Annotated in this window: 15 protein-coding genes; 6 read left to right on the top strand and 9 right to left on the bottom strand. The window is 73.5% G+C overall.

What is annotated here, in order from left to right; all coding sequences use genetic code 11:
* Window positions 1-69: 69 nt before the first annotated feature.
* A complete protein-coding gene (locus ACLJN9_RS17050) occupies window positions 70-1,146 on the top strand; it encodes a GNAT family N-acetyltransferase (RefSeq protein WP_410812327.1) in 1,077 nt (358 codons plus the stop codon).
* Window positions 1,147-1,172: 26 nt separating this feature from the next.
* Here ACLJN9_RS17050 and ACLJN9_RS17045 read toward each other — a convergent pair whose 3' ends face one another.
* Window positions 1,173-2,738 carry an aldehyde dehydrogenase family protein gene (locus ACLJN9_RS17045; protein ID WP_410812326.1) on the bottom strand — a complete coding sequence of 522 codons (1,566 nt, stop codon included), beginning with the start codon at window positions 2,736-2,738 and terminating at the stop codon, window positions 1,173-1,175.
* 437 nt (window positions 2,739-3,175) lie between these two features.
* Between ACLJN9_RS17045 and ACLJN9_RS17040 the strand changes: the two genes are divergently transcribed.
* On the top strand, window positions 3,176-6,079 hold the full coding sequence (locus ACLJN9_RS17040) for a glycoside hydrolase family 9 protein (RefSeq protein WP_410812325.1): 2,904 nt from the start codon (window positions 3,176-3,178) through the stop codon (window positions 6,077-6,079).
* A 111-nt stretch (window positions 6,080-6,190) separates the two neighbouring features.
* Here the strand turns inward: ACLJN9_RS17040 and ACLJN9_RS17035 are convergent, their stop codons facing one another.
* The 4 genes from ACLJN9_RS17035 to bioB form a co-directional block, all read right to left on the bottom strand.
* On the bottom strand, window positions 6,191-7,162 hold the full coding sequence (locus ACLJN9_RS17035; RefSeq protein ID WP_410812324.1) for a hypothetical protein: 972 nt from the start codon (window positions 7,160-7,162) through the stop codon (window positions 6,191-6,193).
* Between the two features lie 94 nt (window positions 7,163-7,256).
* Window positions 7,257-7,763, bottom strand: a complete 507-nt coding sequence (locus ACLJN9_RS17030; RefSeq protein ID WP_410812323.1) for a GNAT family N-acetyltransferase — start codon at window positions 7,761-7,763, stop codon at window positions 7,257-7,259.
* A gap of 4 nt (window positions 7,764-7,767) precedes the next feature.
* Window positions 7,768-7,953, bottom strand: a complete 186-nt coding sequence (locus tag ACLJN9_RS17025) for a hypothetical protein (RefSeq protein ID WP_410812322.1) — start codon at window positions 7,951-7,953, stop codon at window positions 7,768-7,770.
* Between the two features lie 86 nt (window positions 7,954-8,039).
* Complete coding sequence (bioB, locus tag ACLJN9_RS17020; RefSeq protein WP_410812321.1) at window positions 8,040-9,035, bottom strand: biotin synthase BioB; 996 nt, start codon at window positions 9,033-9,035, stop codon at window positions 8,040-8,042.
* 327 nt (window positions 9,036-9,362) lie between these two features.
* Here bioB and ACLJN9_RS17015 point away from each other — a divergent pair, with 327 nt between their 5' ends.
* Genes ACLJN9_RS17015 through ACLJN9_RS17000 form a run of 4 tightly spaced genes read left to right on the top strand, consistent with a single transcriptional unit; the run spans window position 9,363 to window position 13,623 of the window.
* Entirely contained in the window at window positions 9,363-10,499 is a 1,137-nt protein-coding gene (locus tag ACLJN9_RS17015; RefSeq protein ID WP_410812483.1) for an 8-amino-7-oxononanoate synthase, read from the top strand.
* Complete coding sequence (gene bioD, locus ACLJN9_RS17010) at window positions 10,496-11,233, top strand: dethiobiotin synthase (protein WP_410812320.1); 738 nt, start codon at window positions 10,496-10,498, stop codon at window positions 11,231-11,233. Before ACLJN9_RS17015 ends, bioD begins: the two co-directional genes overlap by 4 nt.
* A 54-nt stretch (window positions 11,234-11,287) precedes the next feature.
* Complete coding sequence (locus ACLJN9_RS17005; RefSeq protein ID WP_410812319.1) at window positions 11,288-12,946, top strand: sensor histidine kinase; 1,659 nt, start codon at window positions 11,288-11,290, stop codon at window positions 12,944-12,946.
* Entirely contained in the window at window positions 12,946-13,623 is a 678-nt protein-coding gene (locus ACLJN9_RS17000) for a response regulator (RefSeq protein WP_410812318.1), read from the top strand. Before ACLJN9_RS17005 ends, ACLJN9_RS17000 begins: the two co-directional genes overlap by 1 nt.
* A gap of 30 nt (window positions 13,624-13,653) precedes the next feature.
* Here the strand turns inward: ACLJN9_RS17000 and ACLJN9_RS16995 are convergent, their stop codons facing one another.
* From ACLJN9_RS16995 to ACLJN9_RS16980, 4 genes are all read right to left on the bottom strand, one after another.
* Window positions 13,654-14,454 carry an ABC transporter permease gene (locus tag ACLJN9_RS16995; protein WP_410812317.1) on the bottom strand — a complete coding sequence of 267 codons (801 nt, stop codon included), beginning with the start codon at window positions 14,452-14,454 and terminating at the stop codon, window positions 13,654-13,656.
* Entirely contained in the window at window positions 14,451-15,383 is a 933-nt protein-coding gene (locus tag ACLJN9_RS16990) for an ABC transporter ATP-binding protein (RefSeq protein ID WP_410812315.1), read from the bottom strand. Before ACLJN9_RS16990 ends, ACLJN9_RS16995 begins: the two co-directional genes overlap by 4 nt.
* Before the next feature lie 89 nt (window positions 15,384-15,472).
* On the bottom strand, window positions 15,473-16,315 hold the full coding sequence (locus tag ACLJN9_RS16985; RefSeq protein WP_410812314.1) for a polysaccharide deacetylase family protein: 843 nt from the start codon (window positions 16,313-16,315) through the stop codon (window positions 15,473-15,475).
* Window positions 16,316-16,348: 33 nt separating this feature from the next.
* Window positions 16,349-17,527: a cytochrome P450 gene (locus ACLJN9_RS16980; protein ID WP_410812313.1), complete on the bottom strand. Its 1,179-nt coding sequence runs from the start codon at window positions 17,525-17,527 to the stop codon at window positions 16,349-16,351.
* Between the last annotated feature and the right edge of the window lie 8 nt (window positions 17,528-17,535).

The following is a 17,535-nucleotide window of genomic DNA, read 5'->3' as shown; positions in this document are numbered from 1 at the left end:
CCGTCACGGGCGAGCAACCGGGCGGCAACAGCCGGGAGCGAGGCTCGTAGGTGGGGAAGGGAGCAAACCATGACGTTGTGGCGGATCAGGGCCACCGTGGACGACCGGCCGGGTTACCTGTCGGTTCTCACGGCGAGCCTCGCACTGCGCGGGGTCAACATCCTCACCGTGCAGGTGCAGCCGACCGAGCAGGGCGCGGTGGACGACTTCCTGGTCGACGCGCCGGACGCGCTCGACGAGGCCGAGCTCATCGCCGCCGTCGAGCGGGGTCGGGGCCGGGACTGCTGGGTGGCGCGCAGCGAGGCGCGCGGCCTGGCCGACCAGCCGACCCGGGTGCTCGGGTTGGCCAACCGGCTGGTGCGCGACCCGGACGCGACCGGCGAGGTGCTGCGTACCCTGTTGGGCGCGGATTCGGTCAGCTGGCGGCCCGCGTCGGTCGGCGTCGATCGGGGGATCGTCGGCGCCGGCATGCTGCTCGCCGACCCGGCGGGCGGCTCGTTCGCGTTGCGGCGGGCCGCGCCGGCCTTCACTCCGGCGGAGTACGCCCGGGCGCAGGCCCTGGCCGAGGTGGCCGCCACGGTCGCCCGCCGGGCCGCGGAACAGGTCACCCTGGTGTTGCCCGACGGTGCCGAGGTGGCCGTCCGTCCGGCCTGCGCGGACGACCTGCCGGGGGTGCAGGAGCTGCACGAGGAATGCTCGGCGCGCAGCCGTCACCGGCGCTACCTGGGCGGGGCGGCGACGCCGCCGCCGGCCCGGTTGCGCCGGCTGCTGGAGCCGAGCCGAGGGTTGACCCTGATCGCCACGAGCACCGTCCCGAGCCCGGCCGGGGAGCCGGTGGTGGCAATGGCGAACCTGCTCGGGGAGGGCGACGAGGCCGAGGTGGCGCTACTGGTGCGCGACGACTGGCAGCGGCGGGGGCTCGGCTCGGCGCTGCTGCGCCGGCTGGCCCGGCACGCCGAACGCGCCGGCTACGGGGCGCTGGTCCTGCACGTCCAGGCCGAGAACACCCCGATGCTGCGTGCCCTGCGACGGCTTGACCGGCCCAATGTCGCGGAACGCGACGGCGCCCTGCTCACCCTCACCGTCCCGCTCGCCGTGGCCGCGGTGGCGGAGAGGAAGGGCACCTCCCTGACGCCTGGTGCGTAGCGGGTGCCCTTCCCTGTCGCCGCTGCTCAGGTGGTGGGGTAGCTGCTGTAGTCGGGGAAGTTGCCGTAGAGCCGGCGGTCGCCGCCGACGGTGACCGCGTGCACCAGCAGGTCACCGCCCACGAACGCGCCCTTCCAGGAGGCGCCCCGGCCGCCGAACGCCTCGTCCCGGTCGCCCCGGGAGCGCGGCTTGTTGATGCCCACCTTGAACGCCTGGAGATCCACCGCCAGCTTGCCGGCCTCGTCGGTGTCGTCGCAGGCCAGCGACGCGACAAGGGCGCCGTTGGAGGCGTTCATCGCGGCCAGCAGCTCGTCGGTGGTGTCCACCACGACGATCGTGTCGACCGGCCCGAACGGTTCGGCGTGCATGAGCCGGGACCGGCCGGGCGGGGCGAGCAGCACCGACGGCGCCACGTACGCCGAGGTGTCCTGGCCGTTCAGGAACGGTGCCCCGGTCAGCTTGCCCCGGTGCAGTGGCACCGCGCCGCCGCGGACGGCCTCGTCGACCTTGCGGCGCAGCTCGTCGGCCTTGGCGGCGCTGATCAGCGGCCCGAAGTCCAGCTCGGGCAGCGGGTCGCCGGCGGCCCAGTTCTCGCCGACGGCCAACGGGTGTCCGAATCGGACCGACCGGACGACCGGCAGGTACATGTCGAGGAACTCGTCGACCAGGTCACGCTGCACCACGAACCGGGGGTACGCGGTGCAGCGCTGCTTGCCGTACTCGAAGCCCTTGCGCAGGTGCGCGGCGAGCAGGTCCCACTGGGAGAAGTTCCAGATGCCCCAGGCGTTGAGGCCCTCCTGCTCGATGAAGTGCCGCTTGTCGCTGTCGAGCAGCGCGGCGGCCACCTTGCCGCCGTTGGAGCGCCCGCCAACGAAGGCCACCGCGCCGATCTCCGGTGCCCGTACCAGCACCTCGGACAGTTCCTCGCCACCGCCGGAGACCAGCGTGGCGGGCAGCCCGGCCCGGCGCATGAGCGCGTGGGCGACGGTCAGGCACACCGCACCGCCCTGGGACGGGGTCTTGGCGATGACGGCGTTGCCGGCCAGCAGCTGCACCAGTTCGGCGTGCACCAGCACGCTCATCGGGTAGTTCCAGGACGCGATGTTGCTGACCGGTCCGGCCAATGGCTCGCGGCCGTCGGCGAGCATCCGGTCGATCTCGCCGGCGTACCAGCGCACGCCGTCCAACGCCCGGTCCACGTCGGCGCAGGCCAGCCGCCACGGCTTGCCGATCTCCCAGACCAGCAGCAGGGCGAGCAGGTCGCGGTGGGCGGTGAGCGCGTCCAGCGCGTCGGTGACGCGGGCCCTGCGCTCGGTGAGCGGGGTCTGGGCCCAGGCCCGGTGCGCGGCGGCGGCGTGGGCCACGGCGGAGCGGGCGGTGTCGGCGTCGAGCCGGGGCAGGTTGATCACGACGGTGTTGTCCACCGGGGTACGGACCGGGCTGGGGCGGCCGACGGCCCGCCAGTCTGCCTCGACCAGGTTGTGCAGGGTGGTGACGCCGTCGACCTCGGTGCCGAACGCCTCCGGGGTGGCGGCCACCGCACGGGCCAGGACGTCGGACCAGGCGGTGCCCTCGGCGAGTCGTAGTGCCATCGCGTTCTCCTCAGGGTTGACCGGGGAGCGGTGGCGTCGATGGCACCACTGATGATCGGTACTGTCCCGCGCCGGGTAGCGGGTCAGCAACAGTACGTTTGTCTGGCTGGCCGTCGGCGGGTCACCAGCGGGCGGTTGTCGATCAGGTGTCGACGTGCCTGGGCTGCGGCCGCCAACGGTCATTAATTGAAGGCAGTCGATGATGTGATGTAGCTCCGCCGGGCTGACGCACGATCCGGCGAGCGGACACCCACCGATCTGGTCGGCCTGCCGGACTTCCCAATCGCAAGCCACCGCACTACATTGGCGACTATCCATGGGAGCGCTTCCACGGCTGCCGTGGTCCCTCACCGCCACCACTGTCGCCGGTGGCCGTGCCGCCCGACGCCGTCCCGCGTCGGTGCGACCGCCGGCGGCGCCTCCGACAGGAGCCCGCCATGCGTCACCTGACCCGGCCGTCGCACGGCCACCCCCGCCGGTGGAGGTCACTGGTCGCCGACCAGCCCTGGCCGCGCCGGCTGCTGACCGCCGGCGTCGCCCTGCTCACCGGGCTGTCCCTCGCGGTCACCGCCCCGCCGTCCGGGCCCGCGTCCGCCGCGCCGGCCTTCAACTACGCCGAGGCACTGCAGAAGTCGTTGCTCTTCTACGAGGCGCAGCAGTCCGGCCGACTACCCGACTGGAACCGGGTCTCCTGGCGCGGCGACAGTGCGCTCACCGACGGCGCCGACGCGGGCCTGGACCTCACCGGCGGCTGGTACGACGCCGGAGACCACGTCAAGTTCGGCTTCCCGATGGCGTTCAGCGCCACCATGCTCGCCTGGGGGGCGGTCGAGTACCGCAGCGGTTACGCCGCCTCCGGGCAACTGCCGCACCTGCTGAACAACCTGCGCTTCGTCAACGACTACCTCATCAAGGCGCACCCCGCGCCGAACGTCCTCTACGGACAGGTCGGCAAGGGCGACGACGACCACAAGTGGTGGGGCCCGGCCGAGGTGCTGCCGATGGCGCGGCCCGCGTACAAGATCGATGCGAGCTGTGGCGGCGCGGACCTGGCGGGGGAGACGGCGGCCGCGATGGCCGCCTCCTCGATGGTGTTCCGGCCCACCGACGCGGCCTACGCCGACCGGCTGCTCGGCCACGCACGGCAGCTCTACACCTTCGCCGACACGGTGCGGAAGGCGTACCACGAGTGCATTCCCGACGCGACCAGCTTCTACCGCTCGTGGAGCGGCTGGCAGGACGAGCTGGTCTGGGGCGCGATCTGGCTGCACCGGGCCACCGGCGAGGCCAGCTACCTGGCCAGGGCCGAGAGCGAGTACGACAAGCTGGGCACCGAGAACCAGTCCACCACCCGCTCCTACAGGTGGACCATCGCCTGGGACAACAAGCAGTTCGGCGCGTACGTGCTGCTGGCCAACCTGACCGGCAAGCAGAAGTACGTCGACGACGCCAACCGCTGGCTGGACTACTGGACCGTCGGCGTGAACGGGCAGCGGGTGCCGTACTCGCCGGGCGGGATGGCGGTGCTCGACTCCTGGGGTGCGCTGCGGTACGCCGCCAACACCTCCTTCGCCGCACTGGTCTACAGCGACAGGACCACCGACGCCACCCGCAAGGCGCGCTACCACGACTTCGCCGTCCGACAGATCAACTACGCGCTCGGCGACAACCCGCGCCACTCCAGCTACGTCATCGGGTTCGGCGCCAACTCCCCGCGCAACCCGCACCACCGCACCGCGCACGGCTCCTGGTGGGACAGCCAGACCGTGCCCGTGGAGACCCGGCACACCCTCTACGGCGCGCTCGTCGGCGGGCCGTCCGCGGCCAACGACGCGTACACCGACAGCCGGGGCGACTACGTGATGAACGAGGTCGCCACCGACTACAACGCGGGCTTCACGTCCGCGCTGGTCCGGCTGGTCTCCGAGTACGGCGGCACACCGCTCGCCGGCTTCCCGGTCGCCGAGCGGCCCGACATCGACGAGCTGACCGTGGAGACCACGGTGATGCAGGCCGAGCCCCGGGCCACCGGGCTGAAGGCCGTCATCTACAACAGGTCGGCCTTCCCGGCCCGGGCGCTGACCACCGCGAAGTTCCGCTACTACTTCCGCCCCGACGGGGCCGGACCGGTGCAGGTCACGCCCGGCTACACCCAGGGCTGCCCGTCCCCGACCACCGCCCGGCAGTTCAGCGGCGACATCTGGTACGTCGAGGTGGACTGCACCGGCCACACCATCGCCCCGGCCGGGCAGTCCCAGCACCGGATGGAGGTCCAGTTCAAGATCGGGGTGCCGGAGGGCGGCACCTGGGATCCCACCAACGACCCGTCGTACCAGGCCACCGCCGGGCCTAACCCGCGCGTACCGCTGTACTCGGGCGGCACCCGGGTCTGGGGTGTCGAGCCGGGGCCGGCCGTACCGGACACCACCGCGCCGACCGTGCCCGGCCGGCCCGTCGCATCCGGCCTGACGCCACGCTCGGTCACCCTGTCCTGGGCGGCATCCACCGACAGCGGCGGCAGTGGACTCGCCGGCTACGAGGTCCGCGAGTTTCTGGTCGGCAACGACGTGGTGGTGATCCGGCCCGTCACCGGGACATCGCTGACCGTCTCGCCGCTGCTGCCCGAGCGGACGTACCAGTTCACCGTCGTGGCCCGCGACGGCGCCGGCAACACCTCGGCGGCCTCACCGATGCTCTCGGTGACCACACCGCCGGCCGGTGCCGCCGACACCACCGCGCCGGGCACACCCGGCACACCGGTCGCGTCGGTGACCACCGCCACCGGGCTCACCCTGACCTGGGCGGCGTCGACCGACAACGTCGGCGTCACCTCCTACCGCGTCTACCGGGAGGCCGGCGCCACCGACGTGCTGGTCGGCTCGCCGACCGGCACCACGCTCGCGGTGTCCGGGCTGACCGCGTCCACCGCGTACCAGTTCTTCGTGGTGGCCGTGGACGCCGCCGGCAACACCTCCGCGGCGTCCGCGCCGGTCACGGTGACCACCGCGCCTCCGCCGGTCGGCGGCACGTGCTCGGTGGGGTACGTCACCAGCGACTGGAGCACCGGCTTCACCGCCGCCGTGACGATCACGAACACCGGCGCCACCGCGGTCGACGGCTGGACGCTGCGGTTCACCCTCCCCGCCGGACAGACCGTCAGCCAGGGCTGGTCGGCGACGGTCAGCCAGACCGGCGCGGCGGTCACCGCGACCAACCTGTCCTACAACGGCACGCTCGCGCCGGGGGCGTCGGTGAGCTTCGGCTTCAACGGCACCCACACGGGCAGCAACCCGAAACCCGCCGCCTTCACCCTCAACAGCACCCCCTGCACCGTCACCTGACCCGATCCTGCCCCGCATCGCTGTCCGCGCCGCGCTGTCCGCGCCGCTGCGGCGTCCCGCGCCGAGATCTTGGACAGTTACCGTCTTCGGCGGACGGTAACTGTCCAAGATTCATCGTGGCTGACGAGGACGGGGCGGGGGCGGGGTCCAGCCGGCGGCGGTCAGGGCTCTGCGGACCGTTTCGGCGACCTCGTCGGGACGGGCGCGGACCAGCCAGGCCGGGAAGCGCAGGATCCGGTCTCCGCTGGTCCAGACGTCGTTCTGCCGGCGCATGTCGGCTGCCCACTGCCGTGCGTCCATGTGGTGCGCACCGTCGATCTCCGCCTGTACCCGCCACTTCCGCCAGTACGCGTCCAGCCAGCGGTTCCGGCCCGCCGCGTCGACCCGATGCTCCTGCAGGTCCGGAGCGGGCAGCCGGTGCTGGCGACACAGCCGCAGAAAGTCGATCTCAGAGAGCGCGTGCGCACCGCCCGCGATGTCACCGGCGGTCTGCCGGATCAGCTGTCGACGGGATGCCCGGGGCAGGACGTCGAGCACCGCGTCCAGTTCCTGGGGCAGCACCCGACGCTGCTGGCAACCGGCGGCCAGCAACCCCTGCGCCTCGTCCACGCCGGTCGCCCAACCCGCCGCGTCCACGAGGGCCCGTGCCGTCGTGGTGCGCGGCGGCCGGCCGAGTTGACGATGGGCCCCGGGCAGGATCGTCGTTCGGTGCACCAGGACCGCCGGCATGTCGATCGGCAGCCGACGCAGGCTGGTCCGCGCCGCACGACGGGCGGCCGGCACCAGGACGTGCAGCGGCTCGTGGCGCAGTCCCCGTACCCCGGCCTCGGCAGCGGCGGTGACCCCGGCCAACACGGCGTCCGGGCCGGCGGCCAGCACCGCCACCCACAGCTGTTGGTCACGGGTGAGTCGGCCGTTGCCGGTGAGCAGGACTCCTCGGCAGATCGACCGCCACCGACCGGAGTGGATCCGGCCACGGACCACCCCCTCGGTGAGCAGGCGGGTGGCCTGTGGGGTCGTGAGCACGCCCGACTGCTCGAAGGCGAGCCACTCGAACGCGTCGGCGTCGTCGGCGGGCAGCATCCTGGGAAGTGTTCTCGCCGAATCGGCACCGCGCCGCCAGATCTTGGACAGTTGGCGTCATCGCGGAACGACAACTGTCCAAGATCTGGCTGGATCAGTCGGCGAGTTCGTCGGCGAGCAGGTCCATCAGCAGGCCGTCGTGCCAGCGGCCGTCCGTGCCGCGTTCGTAACGGCGCAGCACGCCCACCGGGCGGAAGCCCACCTTCGCGTACGCGCGGATCGCGGCGGTGTTCGCGGCCGCCGGGTCGATCGTGAACCGGTGGTGGCCGTACTCGTCGATCAGATGCCGGGTCAGGGTGCGGATGGCGTCCCCGCCGAGCCCGACGCCGCGTACGGCCGGGTCGAGAAAGACGTCGAGGCTGGCGTGCCGGTAGTCCGGGTCCGGTTCGTCGTACCACTGGATCGCGCCGGCCACCCGGCCTTCGTGCTCGATGGCGTACACCCTCGTCTCGTCGTCGGCGAGATCGGCACGGACGGCCTCGGCAAGGTCGTCGCCGCCGCGCCACCACCGACGGACCTCGGGTTGCGACCGGATCGCCGCGAGGGCCGGCACGTCCGCATCCGTCGCCGGTCGCAACGTCACCGCTCGCCCTCGCAGCACCGGCTCAGCCTAGCGTCTCACCGTGCTCGACGCAGACCGCCGACCAGCCGACCGGCAGCACCTGCACCTTCAACCGGCGCCGGCAGGACGCGCAGTAGCGCGGCGGCTCCAGCGACCGTGCCGCCCCGCACTGCGCGTGCGGACCGTCGATGACGGACTCGCCGCACCGATCGCACCAGGGCGTCGCCACGCCCGACCCGTCCGCCGCGGTCGCCGCCGAAACAGTGGCCGGGGGATCGTCGCTAACGACCCGTGTCGGTTCGGTCACCGTCGGCCTCACAGGGTCGCAGAGAGTGCCTTGACCGGCATCTTCAGCTCGTCGAGCAGGTCCAGGTCGGCGGTCGCCGGTCGACCCAGCGTGGTCAGGTAGTTGCCGACGATCACCGCGTTGATGCCACCGAGCAGACCCTCGCGCGTGCCCAGGTCACCGAGGGTGATCTCCCGACCGCCCGCGTACCGCAGGATCGTGCGCGGCATGGCCAGCCGGAACGCGGCGATGGCCCGCAGCGCGTCCTTGCCCTCCACGACCGGGCGGTCGCCCAAGGGCGTGCCGGGTCGGGGGTTGAGGAAGTTCAGGGGCACCTCGTGCGGGTTCAGCTCGGCGAGCTGCGCGGCGAACTCCGCCCGCTGCTCGACGGTCTCGCCGAGGCCGAGGATGCCGCCGCAGCACACCTCCATGCCGGAGTCGCGGACCATCCGCAGCGTCTCCCAGCGCTCCTCCCAGGAGTGCGTGGTGACCACGTTGGGGAAGTACGACCGGCAGGTCTCCAGGTTGTGGTTGTAGCGGTGCACGCCCATGTCGACGAGATCGTCGACCTGCTCCTGCGAGAGCATGCCCAGCGACGCGGCGACCTGGATGTCGACCTCGGCCCTGATGGCGGCGACGCCCTCGCGCATCTGCTTCATGAGCCGGGCGTCCGGGCCGCGGACCGCGGCCACGATGCAGAACTCGGTCGCTCCGGTCTTCGCGGTCTGCTTGGCCGCCTCGACCAGCGACGGGATGTCCAGGAAGACCGAGCGCACCGGGGAGGTGAACAGGCCGGACTGCGAGCAGAAGTGGCAGTCCTCCGGGCAGCCGCCGGTCTTCAGCGAGACGATGCCCTCGACCTCGACCTCCGGGCCGCACCACCGCATCCGTACGTCGTGGGCGAGTTGCAGGGCGGCGGGCAGGTGCTCGTCGGGCAGATTCAGCACGGCGAGGACACCGGCCTGGTCGAGGCCGACGCCGTCACCCAGGACCTGGGTTCGGGCCTGGTCGAGGATCTCTGGCATGGCTCGTACCCTACAAGGCCCCCCGGTCAGCCGAAACGGCCTGCCGGCCGGCCGACTCCGCCGCGAGCAATGTTCGCTCGCCGGGTGGTCGGGCCGGGTCGGCGGCGGCGAGCAGCAGGGCAGCCGCCCGCCAGTCGGGCGTGACCGCCCGACCACGCCGGGCTCGAAAGGTACGCAGCAGTCGTCGCATCGGGCCAGCCTCGAAGCTGAAGCGCGGTTCACGTCAAGCGCGCCACCGGATGGACTCGTCGGGCCGGTGGTGGCAGGTGGTAATTTCGCCCGGCGGGTGTCGGGGTGACCGGCCCGGACGGCGGCGAAGGGGTGACGGTGGCGGACTGGCTGGCGGCGCTCGACCGCCGCGCGGAGCTGCGGGCGAAGGCCGGGCTGACCCGACGGCTGCGCCCGCGTCCCGCCGGTGACGGGATGACCGACCTGGCCGGCAACGACTACCTGGGCCTGGCCACGCACCCGGACGTCGTCGGCGCGGCCGCGGCGGCATTGTCGGCGTACGGCCTGGGGGCCACCGGTTCGCGGCTGGTGCGCGGCTCCACCGACGCCCACGACGCGCTAGAGGTCGAGCTGGCGCAGTGGCTGGGCACCGACAGGTCCCTCGTCTTCTCCTCCGGCTACCTCGCCAACCTCGGAGCGCTGCGGGCCGTCGTCCAGCCCCGGACGCTGCTCGTCTCCGACGCGCACAACCACGCGTCCCTGATCGACGGCTGCCGGATCTCCGGCGCCGAGACCGTGGTGACGCCGCACGCGGACGTGACCGCGGTTGCCGCGGCCCTTGCCAAGGCCCCGGGCCGCCCGGCGGTGGTGGTCACCGAGTCGGTGTTCTCGGTCGACGGCGACCTCGCCCCGCTGGCCGAGGTGCACGCGGTGGCCCGCCGCCACGGCGCACTCCTGCTGGTCGACGACGCGCACGCGCTCGGCGTGACCGGTCCCGCCGGCGCCGGCGCGGTGGCCGCCGCCGGGCTGGCCGGCGAACCGGACGTGGTCGTCACCGCCACCCTGTCCAAGGCGCTCGGCGGCGCGGGCGGGGTGGTCGCCGGCCCGGCCGAGTTCGTCCGGCACCTGGTCGAGACCGGGCGCACGTTCATCTTCGACACCGCGCTGCCGCCGGCGGTCGCCGCCGGCGTGCACGCCGCGCTGCGGCTGGCCCGGACCGGCGACCATCTGCGCGCCGACCTGGCCGACCGGGTGGCGCTGGCGGTCGCGCGGTTGCGTACCGCCGGGTTGACCGTCTCCGCGCCGGACGCGGCAGTGATCTCGGTGACCGCCCCCGGGCCCGAGGCGGCGACCACCTGGGCCGCCGACTGCCGGGACCGGGGCGTCGCGGTGGGTTGCTTCCGGCCGCCGTCCACCCCGGACAGCCGCTCCCGGCTGCGCCTCACCGTCGGCGCAGGGGTGCCCCGGGCGGATTTCGAGCGGGCGCTGGACGTCATCGTGGAGTGCGCACCATGAGCGCGGTTACCGGCGCGTGGCGCGGCGCGGTGCTCGTGACCGGCACCGACACCGAGGTTGGCAAGACGGTCGTCACCGCGGCGATCGCCGCCGCCGCGCAGGCCGCCGGTCTGCGGGTGGCCGTGGTCAAACCCGGCCAGACGGGTACGGCCAGCGGTGAACCCGGCGACGTGGACGCGATCACCCGGCTGGCCGCGCCGCTCACCGGCCGCACGCTGGCGAGTTACCCGGACCCGCTCGCCCCGCTCGCCGCCGCCCGGGTCGCCGACCTGCCGCCGTTGGAGCTGTACGCCGCCGTGGACGCCGTCCGCGACGAGACCGACAAGCACGACCTGGTGCTGGTCGAGGGCGCCGGTGGGCTGCTGGTCCCGATGGGGCTGCGCCCGTCCGGCGAGCCGTGGACGTTGGCCGATCTGGCGGTGTCGCTCGGCGCTCCCGCGGTGGTGGTCGCGCGCGCCGGGTTGGGCACGCTCAACCACACGGCGTTGACCCTGGAGGCGCTGGACCGGCGGGCGGTGCCGGCCGGCGTGGTGATCGGAGCCTGGCCGTCGACGCCGGAGCTGGTGCACTGGACCAACCTCACCGACCTGGTGCCGAACCTGCTCGGCGCCGTGCCGGACGGCGCGGGTGCGATGGACCCGGGCGTGTTCCGGCGCTCGGCCCCCGGCTGGCTCACCCCGGCCCTGCACGGGGTGCTCGACGACTGGCGGGCCTGGGCCGAGGAGATCGCCTGACCACCTGACTTTCGTCGGTGTCCGACCACGTCGGGCGTGGGTAGCCTGGCCGCCGTGGGGATCCCGAGGTGGCCGTCGGGCGTGACGCGGCCGACGGTGCTGGCGGACGCGCTGCTCTGGGCGGCGCTCGCTGCTCCGATCGGGTTCGCGAAGCTGACCCCGCCGTACTCCGGGCGCAGCCTGGCGTTGCTGCTCGGTGGACTGGTACTGCTGGCGGTGGCGGTGGCGCTGGGCCGGCGTCGTCCGCTGGTCGGCCTGTCGCTGGTGGTGCTGGGGTCGCTGGTCGACGGCAACTTCGTCTTCGCCATTCCGGTGTTCAGCTACCTGAGCGGGCGGCGCAGCGTCAGGGCAGCCCCGGCGGCCGTCCTGTTCGGCGTGATCGCGGTCGGTGGCACGGTGCTGAACCTCTGGCTGCTCGGCACCGGAGCGGCCACCTGGTTCCTGCTCGCCTCGGTGCTGCTCTTCGCCGGGGTGTTCCCGTGGCTGGTCGGCCGGTACCGCCGACAGCAGCGGGATCTGGCCGAAGCCGGTCGCCGGCACGCCGACGCGCTGGCGCGCGAGCAACGCGGTGCCGCCGCGCGGATCCGGCTGCGCGAGCGCGCCCGGATAGCCGAGGAGATGCACGACTCGCTCGGCCACGACCTCAGTCTGATCGCGTTGCGCGCCGCCGCGCTGGAGCTCGCCGACGACCTCGACCCGAGGCACCGGGCGGCGGTGGGGGAGCTGCGGGCCAGCGTGGCCGGTGCCACCGAACGGCTGCACGCCATCATCGGTGTGCTCCGGGAGGAGGGTGGCTCCGCCGGGTTGCGGCCGACCGGGGAGTCCGTCGCCGACCTCGTGGACGGTGCTCGGGAGGCCGGCATGACGATCCGGATGGACGCGCCGCCCGGTGTCGTCGACCTGCCCGGCATGACCGGCCCAGCCGCGCACCGGGTGGTCCGCGAAGCGCTCACCAATGCTGCCCGGTACGCCCCCGGCGCCCCGGTCACCGTCACCCTCGCTGCCTCCGAGGGCGGGGTCGAGGTGAAGGTGCGCAACGGACCACCACCGGCCGGACCGCTGCCCAGCAAGCCGTCCTCCGGCAGTGGTCTGCTCGCCCTCGCCGAGCGGGTCCGGCTGGCCGGTGGCGTCCTGGACGCCGGCCCGCGCCCGGACGGCGGCTTCGCGGTACGGGCCCGGTTGCCGCTGGCGACCGATCCGGCCGCCGGAGCCACCGCCGGGCCGTGGCCGGCCGCTGGAGCCGTCGCCGGGCGGTGGCCGGCCGCTGGAGCGGCCGCCGGGCCGTGGCCGGCCGCGTCCGCCGCCGCCGGCGAGGTGACCGGCGGCGATCCGTTCGGCCACGGCACGGACGGCGGCGCGGTGGGGTGGCCGGCCGATGCCGAGCGGCGGTTGAGTGCTGCCCGGCGTCGGGTACGACGTAGCCTGCTGACCGCGCTCGCCGCACCGGTCGGGCTGGCGCTGGCCCTGTCGCTGGTCTACTACCCGTTCGCCACGGCCGGCACGGTGCTGGACGAGCAGGCGTTCGATCGGATGCGGCCCGGCACGGCGCGCGCCGACCTGGCGGGGTTACCCCGCCGACAGGTCGCCCCGCCGACCGGCGCGGAGGAGCCCGGCTGCGAGTTCTACACCGACGGCAACTTCCCGCTCGCCCAGCCGACCTGGCGGCTGTGCTTCACCGACGGCCGACTGGTCGACAAGGATCGGATCACCTGATGGACACGCACACCTCGGCAGCCGCGCCGATCCGGGTGGTCCTCGCCGACGACGAGGCGATGATCCGGGCCGGCGTCCGGGCCATCCTCGCCGCCGACCCGGGCATCGAGGTGGTCGCCGAGGCCGGCGACGGGCGGGCAGCGGTGGAGCTGGTCCGCGCGCACCGCCCCCGGGTGGCGTTGCTGGACATCCGGATGCCTCGGCTGGACGGGTTGGCCGCCGCCGCCGAGATCCGCGGGGTGGCGCCGGAGACGGCGACGGTCATGCTGACGACCTTCGGCGAGGACGACCACGTGGTCCGGGCGCTCGGTCACGGCGCCAGCGGGTTCCTGCTGAAGGCCGGCGATCCGCGCGAGCTGATCGCCGGGGTGCACGCGGTCGCCGACGGTGGGGCGTACCTGTCGCCGCGGGTGGCCCGCCGGGTGATCGAGCTGGGTGCCGGGCGGTTGTCCCGCCGGCCCGCCGCACGCGACCGGGCGGCGGGGCTGACCGAGCGGGAACGGGAGGTGCTGGCGCTGGTCGGGGCGGGGCTGTCCAACGCCGAGATCGCTCGCCGGCTGCACCTCGTGGAGGGCACCGTGAAGAGCTACCTGACCAGCATCTTCACCCGGTTGGACGTGCGTAACCGGGTGCAGGCGGCGATCATCGCCTACGAGGCGGGGCTGGTCGAGGGGTGAGCGGGGGCCGGTCGGCCCCCGCTGACCTCCTCAGGCGTCCCGGCGGCGGAGCGCGGCCCGGCCCAGCAGCAGTGCCGCGCCGGCCCAGCCGGCGAGCAGCAGCAGCCCGACCGCGCCCGGGTACGGCTCGGTGTCGCCGGCCAGGAAGTGCCCACCGGCCACGCCGGGGAACACGTCGGCGATCCGGTTCAGCACGGCGATGTCCGGCTGCTGAAGCGACAACGGCACGATCATCAGGGTGGCGAAGAGCACGGTGAGGGTGAGCACCGCACTGCGTAGTGCCGTGCCGAGGCCCAGCGCGAACACACCGACCAGCGCCAGGTAGGTCGCCACCGCTGCGATGTCGCCGATCGTGCCGGCGATGGGCGCGCTGCCCCACTCGCCGAGCACGGGCCGCGCGACCAGGGCGCCGACGGTGCCGAGCAGCAGCCCGAGGGCGAAGGTGACGGCACCGGCCACCGCGGCCTTGGCCAGCAGCGCCCGACCGCGCGACGGGGTGCACTGCAGGGTCGTACGGATGGTGCCGCTGGTGAACTCCGCGGTGATGGCCAACAGGCCCAGCGCCAGTACGGCGTACTGGGTCAGCTCGACCGAGCCGATCAGCACGCTGCCGACGGTGACGATTCCGCGGTCGTCGAGTGGGTCGTCGTTGGTGTTGTCGTTGGCCGCGTAGATGGCGAGCTGGCCGGCGCTCGCGACCATCAGCAGCAGCGCGGCCAGTGCCGTCCACCAGGTGGTACGCACCGAGAACAGTTTGGTCCACTCGGCGGCCACCGCGCCGCGCAGGGCGGCCGGGGCGGGACGGGTGTCCGGTCTGGTGTCGGTGCTCATCGTGCTCCACTCCCGTTCGGGCCGCTGGCGTACTCGACGCTGCCGGCGGTCAACTCCATGAACGCCTTCTCCAGCGACGCGGCGTGCGGGCTCAGCTCGTGCAACCGGAGACCCGACTCGTACGCCAGGTCGCCGATCCGATCCGCGGTGCTCCCGGTCACGGTCAGCTCGTCGGGGCCGGCCGGTTCGACGGTGGCGCCGGTCGCGGCGAGGCGCGCGGCGAGGGCGGCCAGCCCCTCCGGGTGCGGACTGCGGACCCGGACGGCGACCGTGCTGCCGGCGATCACGTCGTCGATCGGCGCGTCGGCGAGCAGCCGTCCGCGGCCGATCACCACGAGTTGGTCGGCGGTGAGCTGCATCTCGCTCATCAGATGGCTGGAGACGAAGACGGTCCGGCCCTGCTCGGCGAGTGAGCGCATCAGCTGCCGGACCCAGCGCACCCCGTCCGGGTCGAGGCCGTTGACGGGTTCGTCGAACATCAGCACCGGCGGGTCGCCGAGCAGCGCGCCGGCGATGCCGAGCCGCTGACCCATGCCGAGGGAGAGGGTCCGGCCGGGCTTGGCCGCTGCGCGCCCGTCCAGGCCGACGCTGTCGAGCACCTCGTCCACCCGGCGGGCCGGAATGCCGTTGCTGCGGGCCATGGCGAGCAGGTGCGCCCGGCCGGACCGGGCGGGGTGGATGGCCCGCGCGTCGAGTAGTGCGCCCACCTCGTACAGCGGCCGCCGCAGCTCCCGGTACGCCCGACCGCCGACGAGCGCCTGACCGGCTGTGGGCCGGTCCAGGCCGAGGATCATGCGCATGGTGGTGGACTTGCCGGCGCCGTTCGGGCCGAGGAAGCCGGTGACCCGGCCGGGCGCGACGTCGACGGTCAGGGCGTCGACCGCGACGGTCGCCCCGAACCGTTTCGTCAACCCACGTAATGTGATCATGTGCTGACGCTAGGCGCGCGGCTCATTGCTGCGCCGCGCCCGAACGGCACCGACCGACCCTGACTTTCGTCATGCCGGCGGCAGGGCGATCACCTTATGTAGTCGGTGAGCAGTGCCGGGGTGAGCCCGGCCCGGTGGATCGCCTTCAGCGCCGCGAGCAGGTCGTCCATGAGCGCCGGCCGGAAGTGCATGAGCAGCACGTCGCCGGGGCGTACCACCTTCTCCGGGGTCTGGTAGCGCACCACGCCCTCGTGGACGGTCTCGGACCAGTGCAGGACCGCCTTCGAGCCGCAGTCGTGTGCGGCCTGCAGCGTGGTGGTGTCATGGTCGCCGAACGGGGGGCGGAACAGCGTCGGTCGCTTGCCGAACAGCGCCTCCAGCCTGTCGGCCGCGCCACAGATCTCCTGCCTCTGGTAGGCGTACGACCGGCCGGCCAACGAGGTGTGCGTGATCGTGTGGTTCTCGACGATCCCGCCGACCGCCTCGATCTGCCGGAAGTAGTCGGGGTGCTCCTGCGCCGCTGGCGAGTTCAGGAACATCGTGACCGGGATGCGCGCCTCCCAGATGAAGTCGATCACCGCGGGCGGGCGGGCCAGCCCACCGTCGTCGATGGTGATGAAGGCGACCTTCTGGTCGGTCGGCAGGCGGTGCCAGAACGCGGCCGTACCGGTGGCCGGCAGGTGCACCGGTTGTGGCGGTGGCGCGTCGGGGAAGGTCGGCACCTGGGACAGGTACCACTCCAGGCTTCCGGGGGCGGGCCTCGCCGTCGCGGACGGCGAGGTCGACGGCGTGGGGAACGGGACGTACGGAATCGGCTGGTCCGTGGTGATCCGTCGGGCGTGCAACGCGGGACCGACTGTGCAGGCACTCAGCGCGAGCAGGGCCAGAAGTGGGACGACGGCGAGGATCCGACGCGTAGGGGTCGCTGACACGCCCGGAAACCTACCGAGGTGCGGTCAGTTTGGTCAGCCCCCTGCTCCCGAATGACGGCGGACGACGAACGCGTCCGGCATCCGGAAGGTCAGATTGTCCGGGCACCAGGGCGGGCGGATCACCCGCACCCCGTCCAGCAGCGGCGTGGCCTCGGCCACCACCACGGCCGCCTCCATCCGGGCCAGCACATCGCCGACGCAGCGGTGGGCGCCCGCCCCGAACGCCAGGTGCCGACGCGATCCGCGCTGGCCCGGGCGGAACTCGTCGGGCGCCTCGACGACCGCCGGGTCCCGCCCGGCACGGCCCAGCCACAACACGAGGCTGGTGCCCGCCGGCACCACGGTTGCGCCCAGCGTGCTGTCCGTCGCCGCGACCCGCCGCCAGGTCACGATGGGCGGCTCCAGCCGCAGTCCCTCCTCCACCACGTCGGCCACCGCGACGTCGCCGGTGCGCAGGCCGGCAAGCACCGCCGGCTCGCCGGCCAACCGGTGCAGCAGCAGGGTGAGGAACTGCGAGGTCGTCTCCTGCCCGGCCACCAGCAGGAAGAAGAGCGCGCCGACCACCACGTCCGGCGCGTGCCCGGCCGCGCGCAGGTCGGCGGCCAGCCCGCCGCCGCTGGCCGCGACGTCGCGCAGTACGCGGTGGAACCGGCCCACCTCGGCGGCCAGTGCCAGCTGCCGGTCAGCGTCCAGCGGTGCCCAGAACAACTCCAGCGCGGCGCGGGCGAACTCCTTGACCGTTCCGACGAGCGCGTCCGGCAGCTCGACCAGCCGGGCCAGCACCAGCAGCGGCAGGTCGGCGGTGAGGTCCGCGTACAGGTCGACCGGTTTCCCGGCGTCGAGCGTGGCGCCGAGCCGGGCGACCCGTTCCCGGACCAGCGCGGTGAGCCAGGGCCGCTGCGCGGCGACCCGGGCGGGGTGCAACGCGTCCGCGACGATCGCCCGGATCTGCGGATGGCTGGCGCCCGAGTTGTTGGCCAGGGTCGGTGGCAGTCGGAACCGGTGCCCGGCGAGCACCCGCAGCGCGGTCACCGGCATCGGTGTCACCGCGTCCAGCGCGTTGTCCGGCCGGTAGGTGAGCGGGTCGGCGAGGACCTGACGGACCAGCGCGTGCCGGGTGACGACCAGGTGGGTGCCGCCGACGTGGTCCGGCACCCGGGCCACGTCCGGCCATGCGGGGTCGGCCACCTGCGCCCAGCTGCGGAACAGCACCCGGACAC

Origin of the sequence: Micromonospora sp. 067-2 (assembly GCF_046549295.1) — a bacterium.
Lineage (GTDB): Bacteria > Actinomycetota > Actinomycetes > Mycobacteriales > Micromonosporaceae > Micromonospora.
This window is presented reverse-complemented; position numbering and strand designations above follow the sequence as displayed.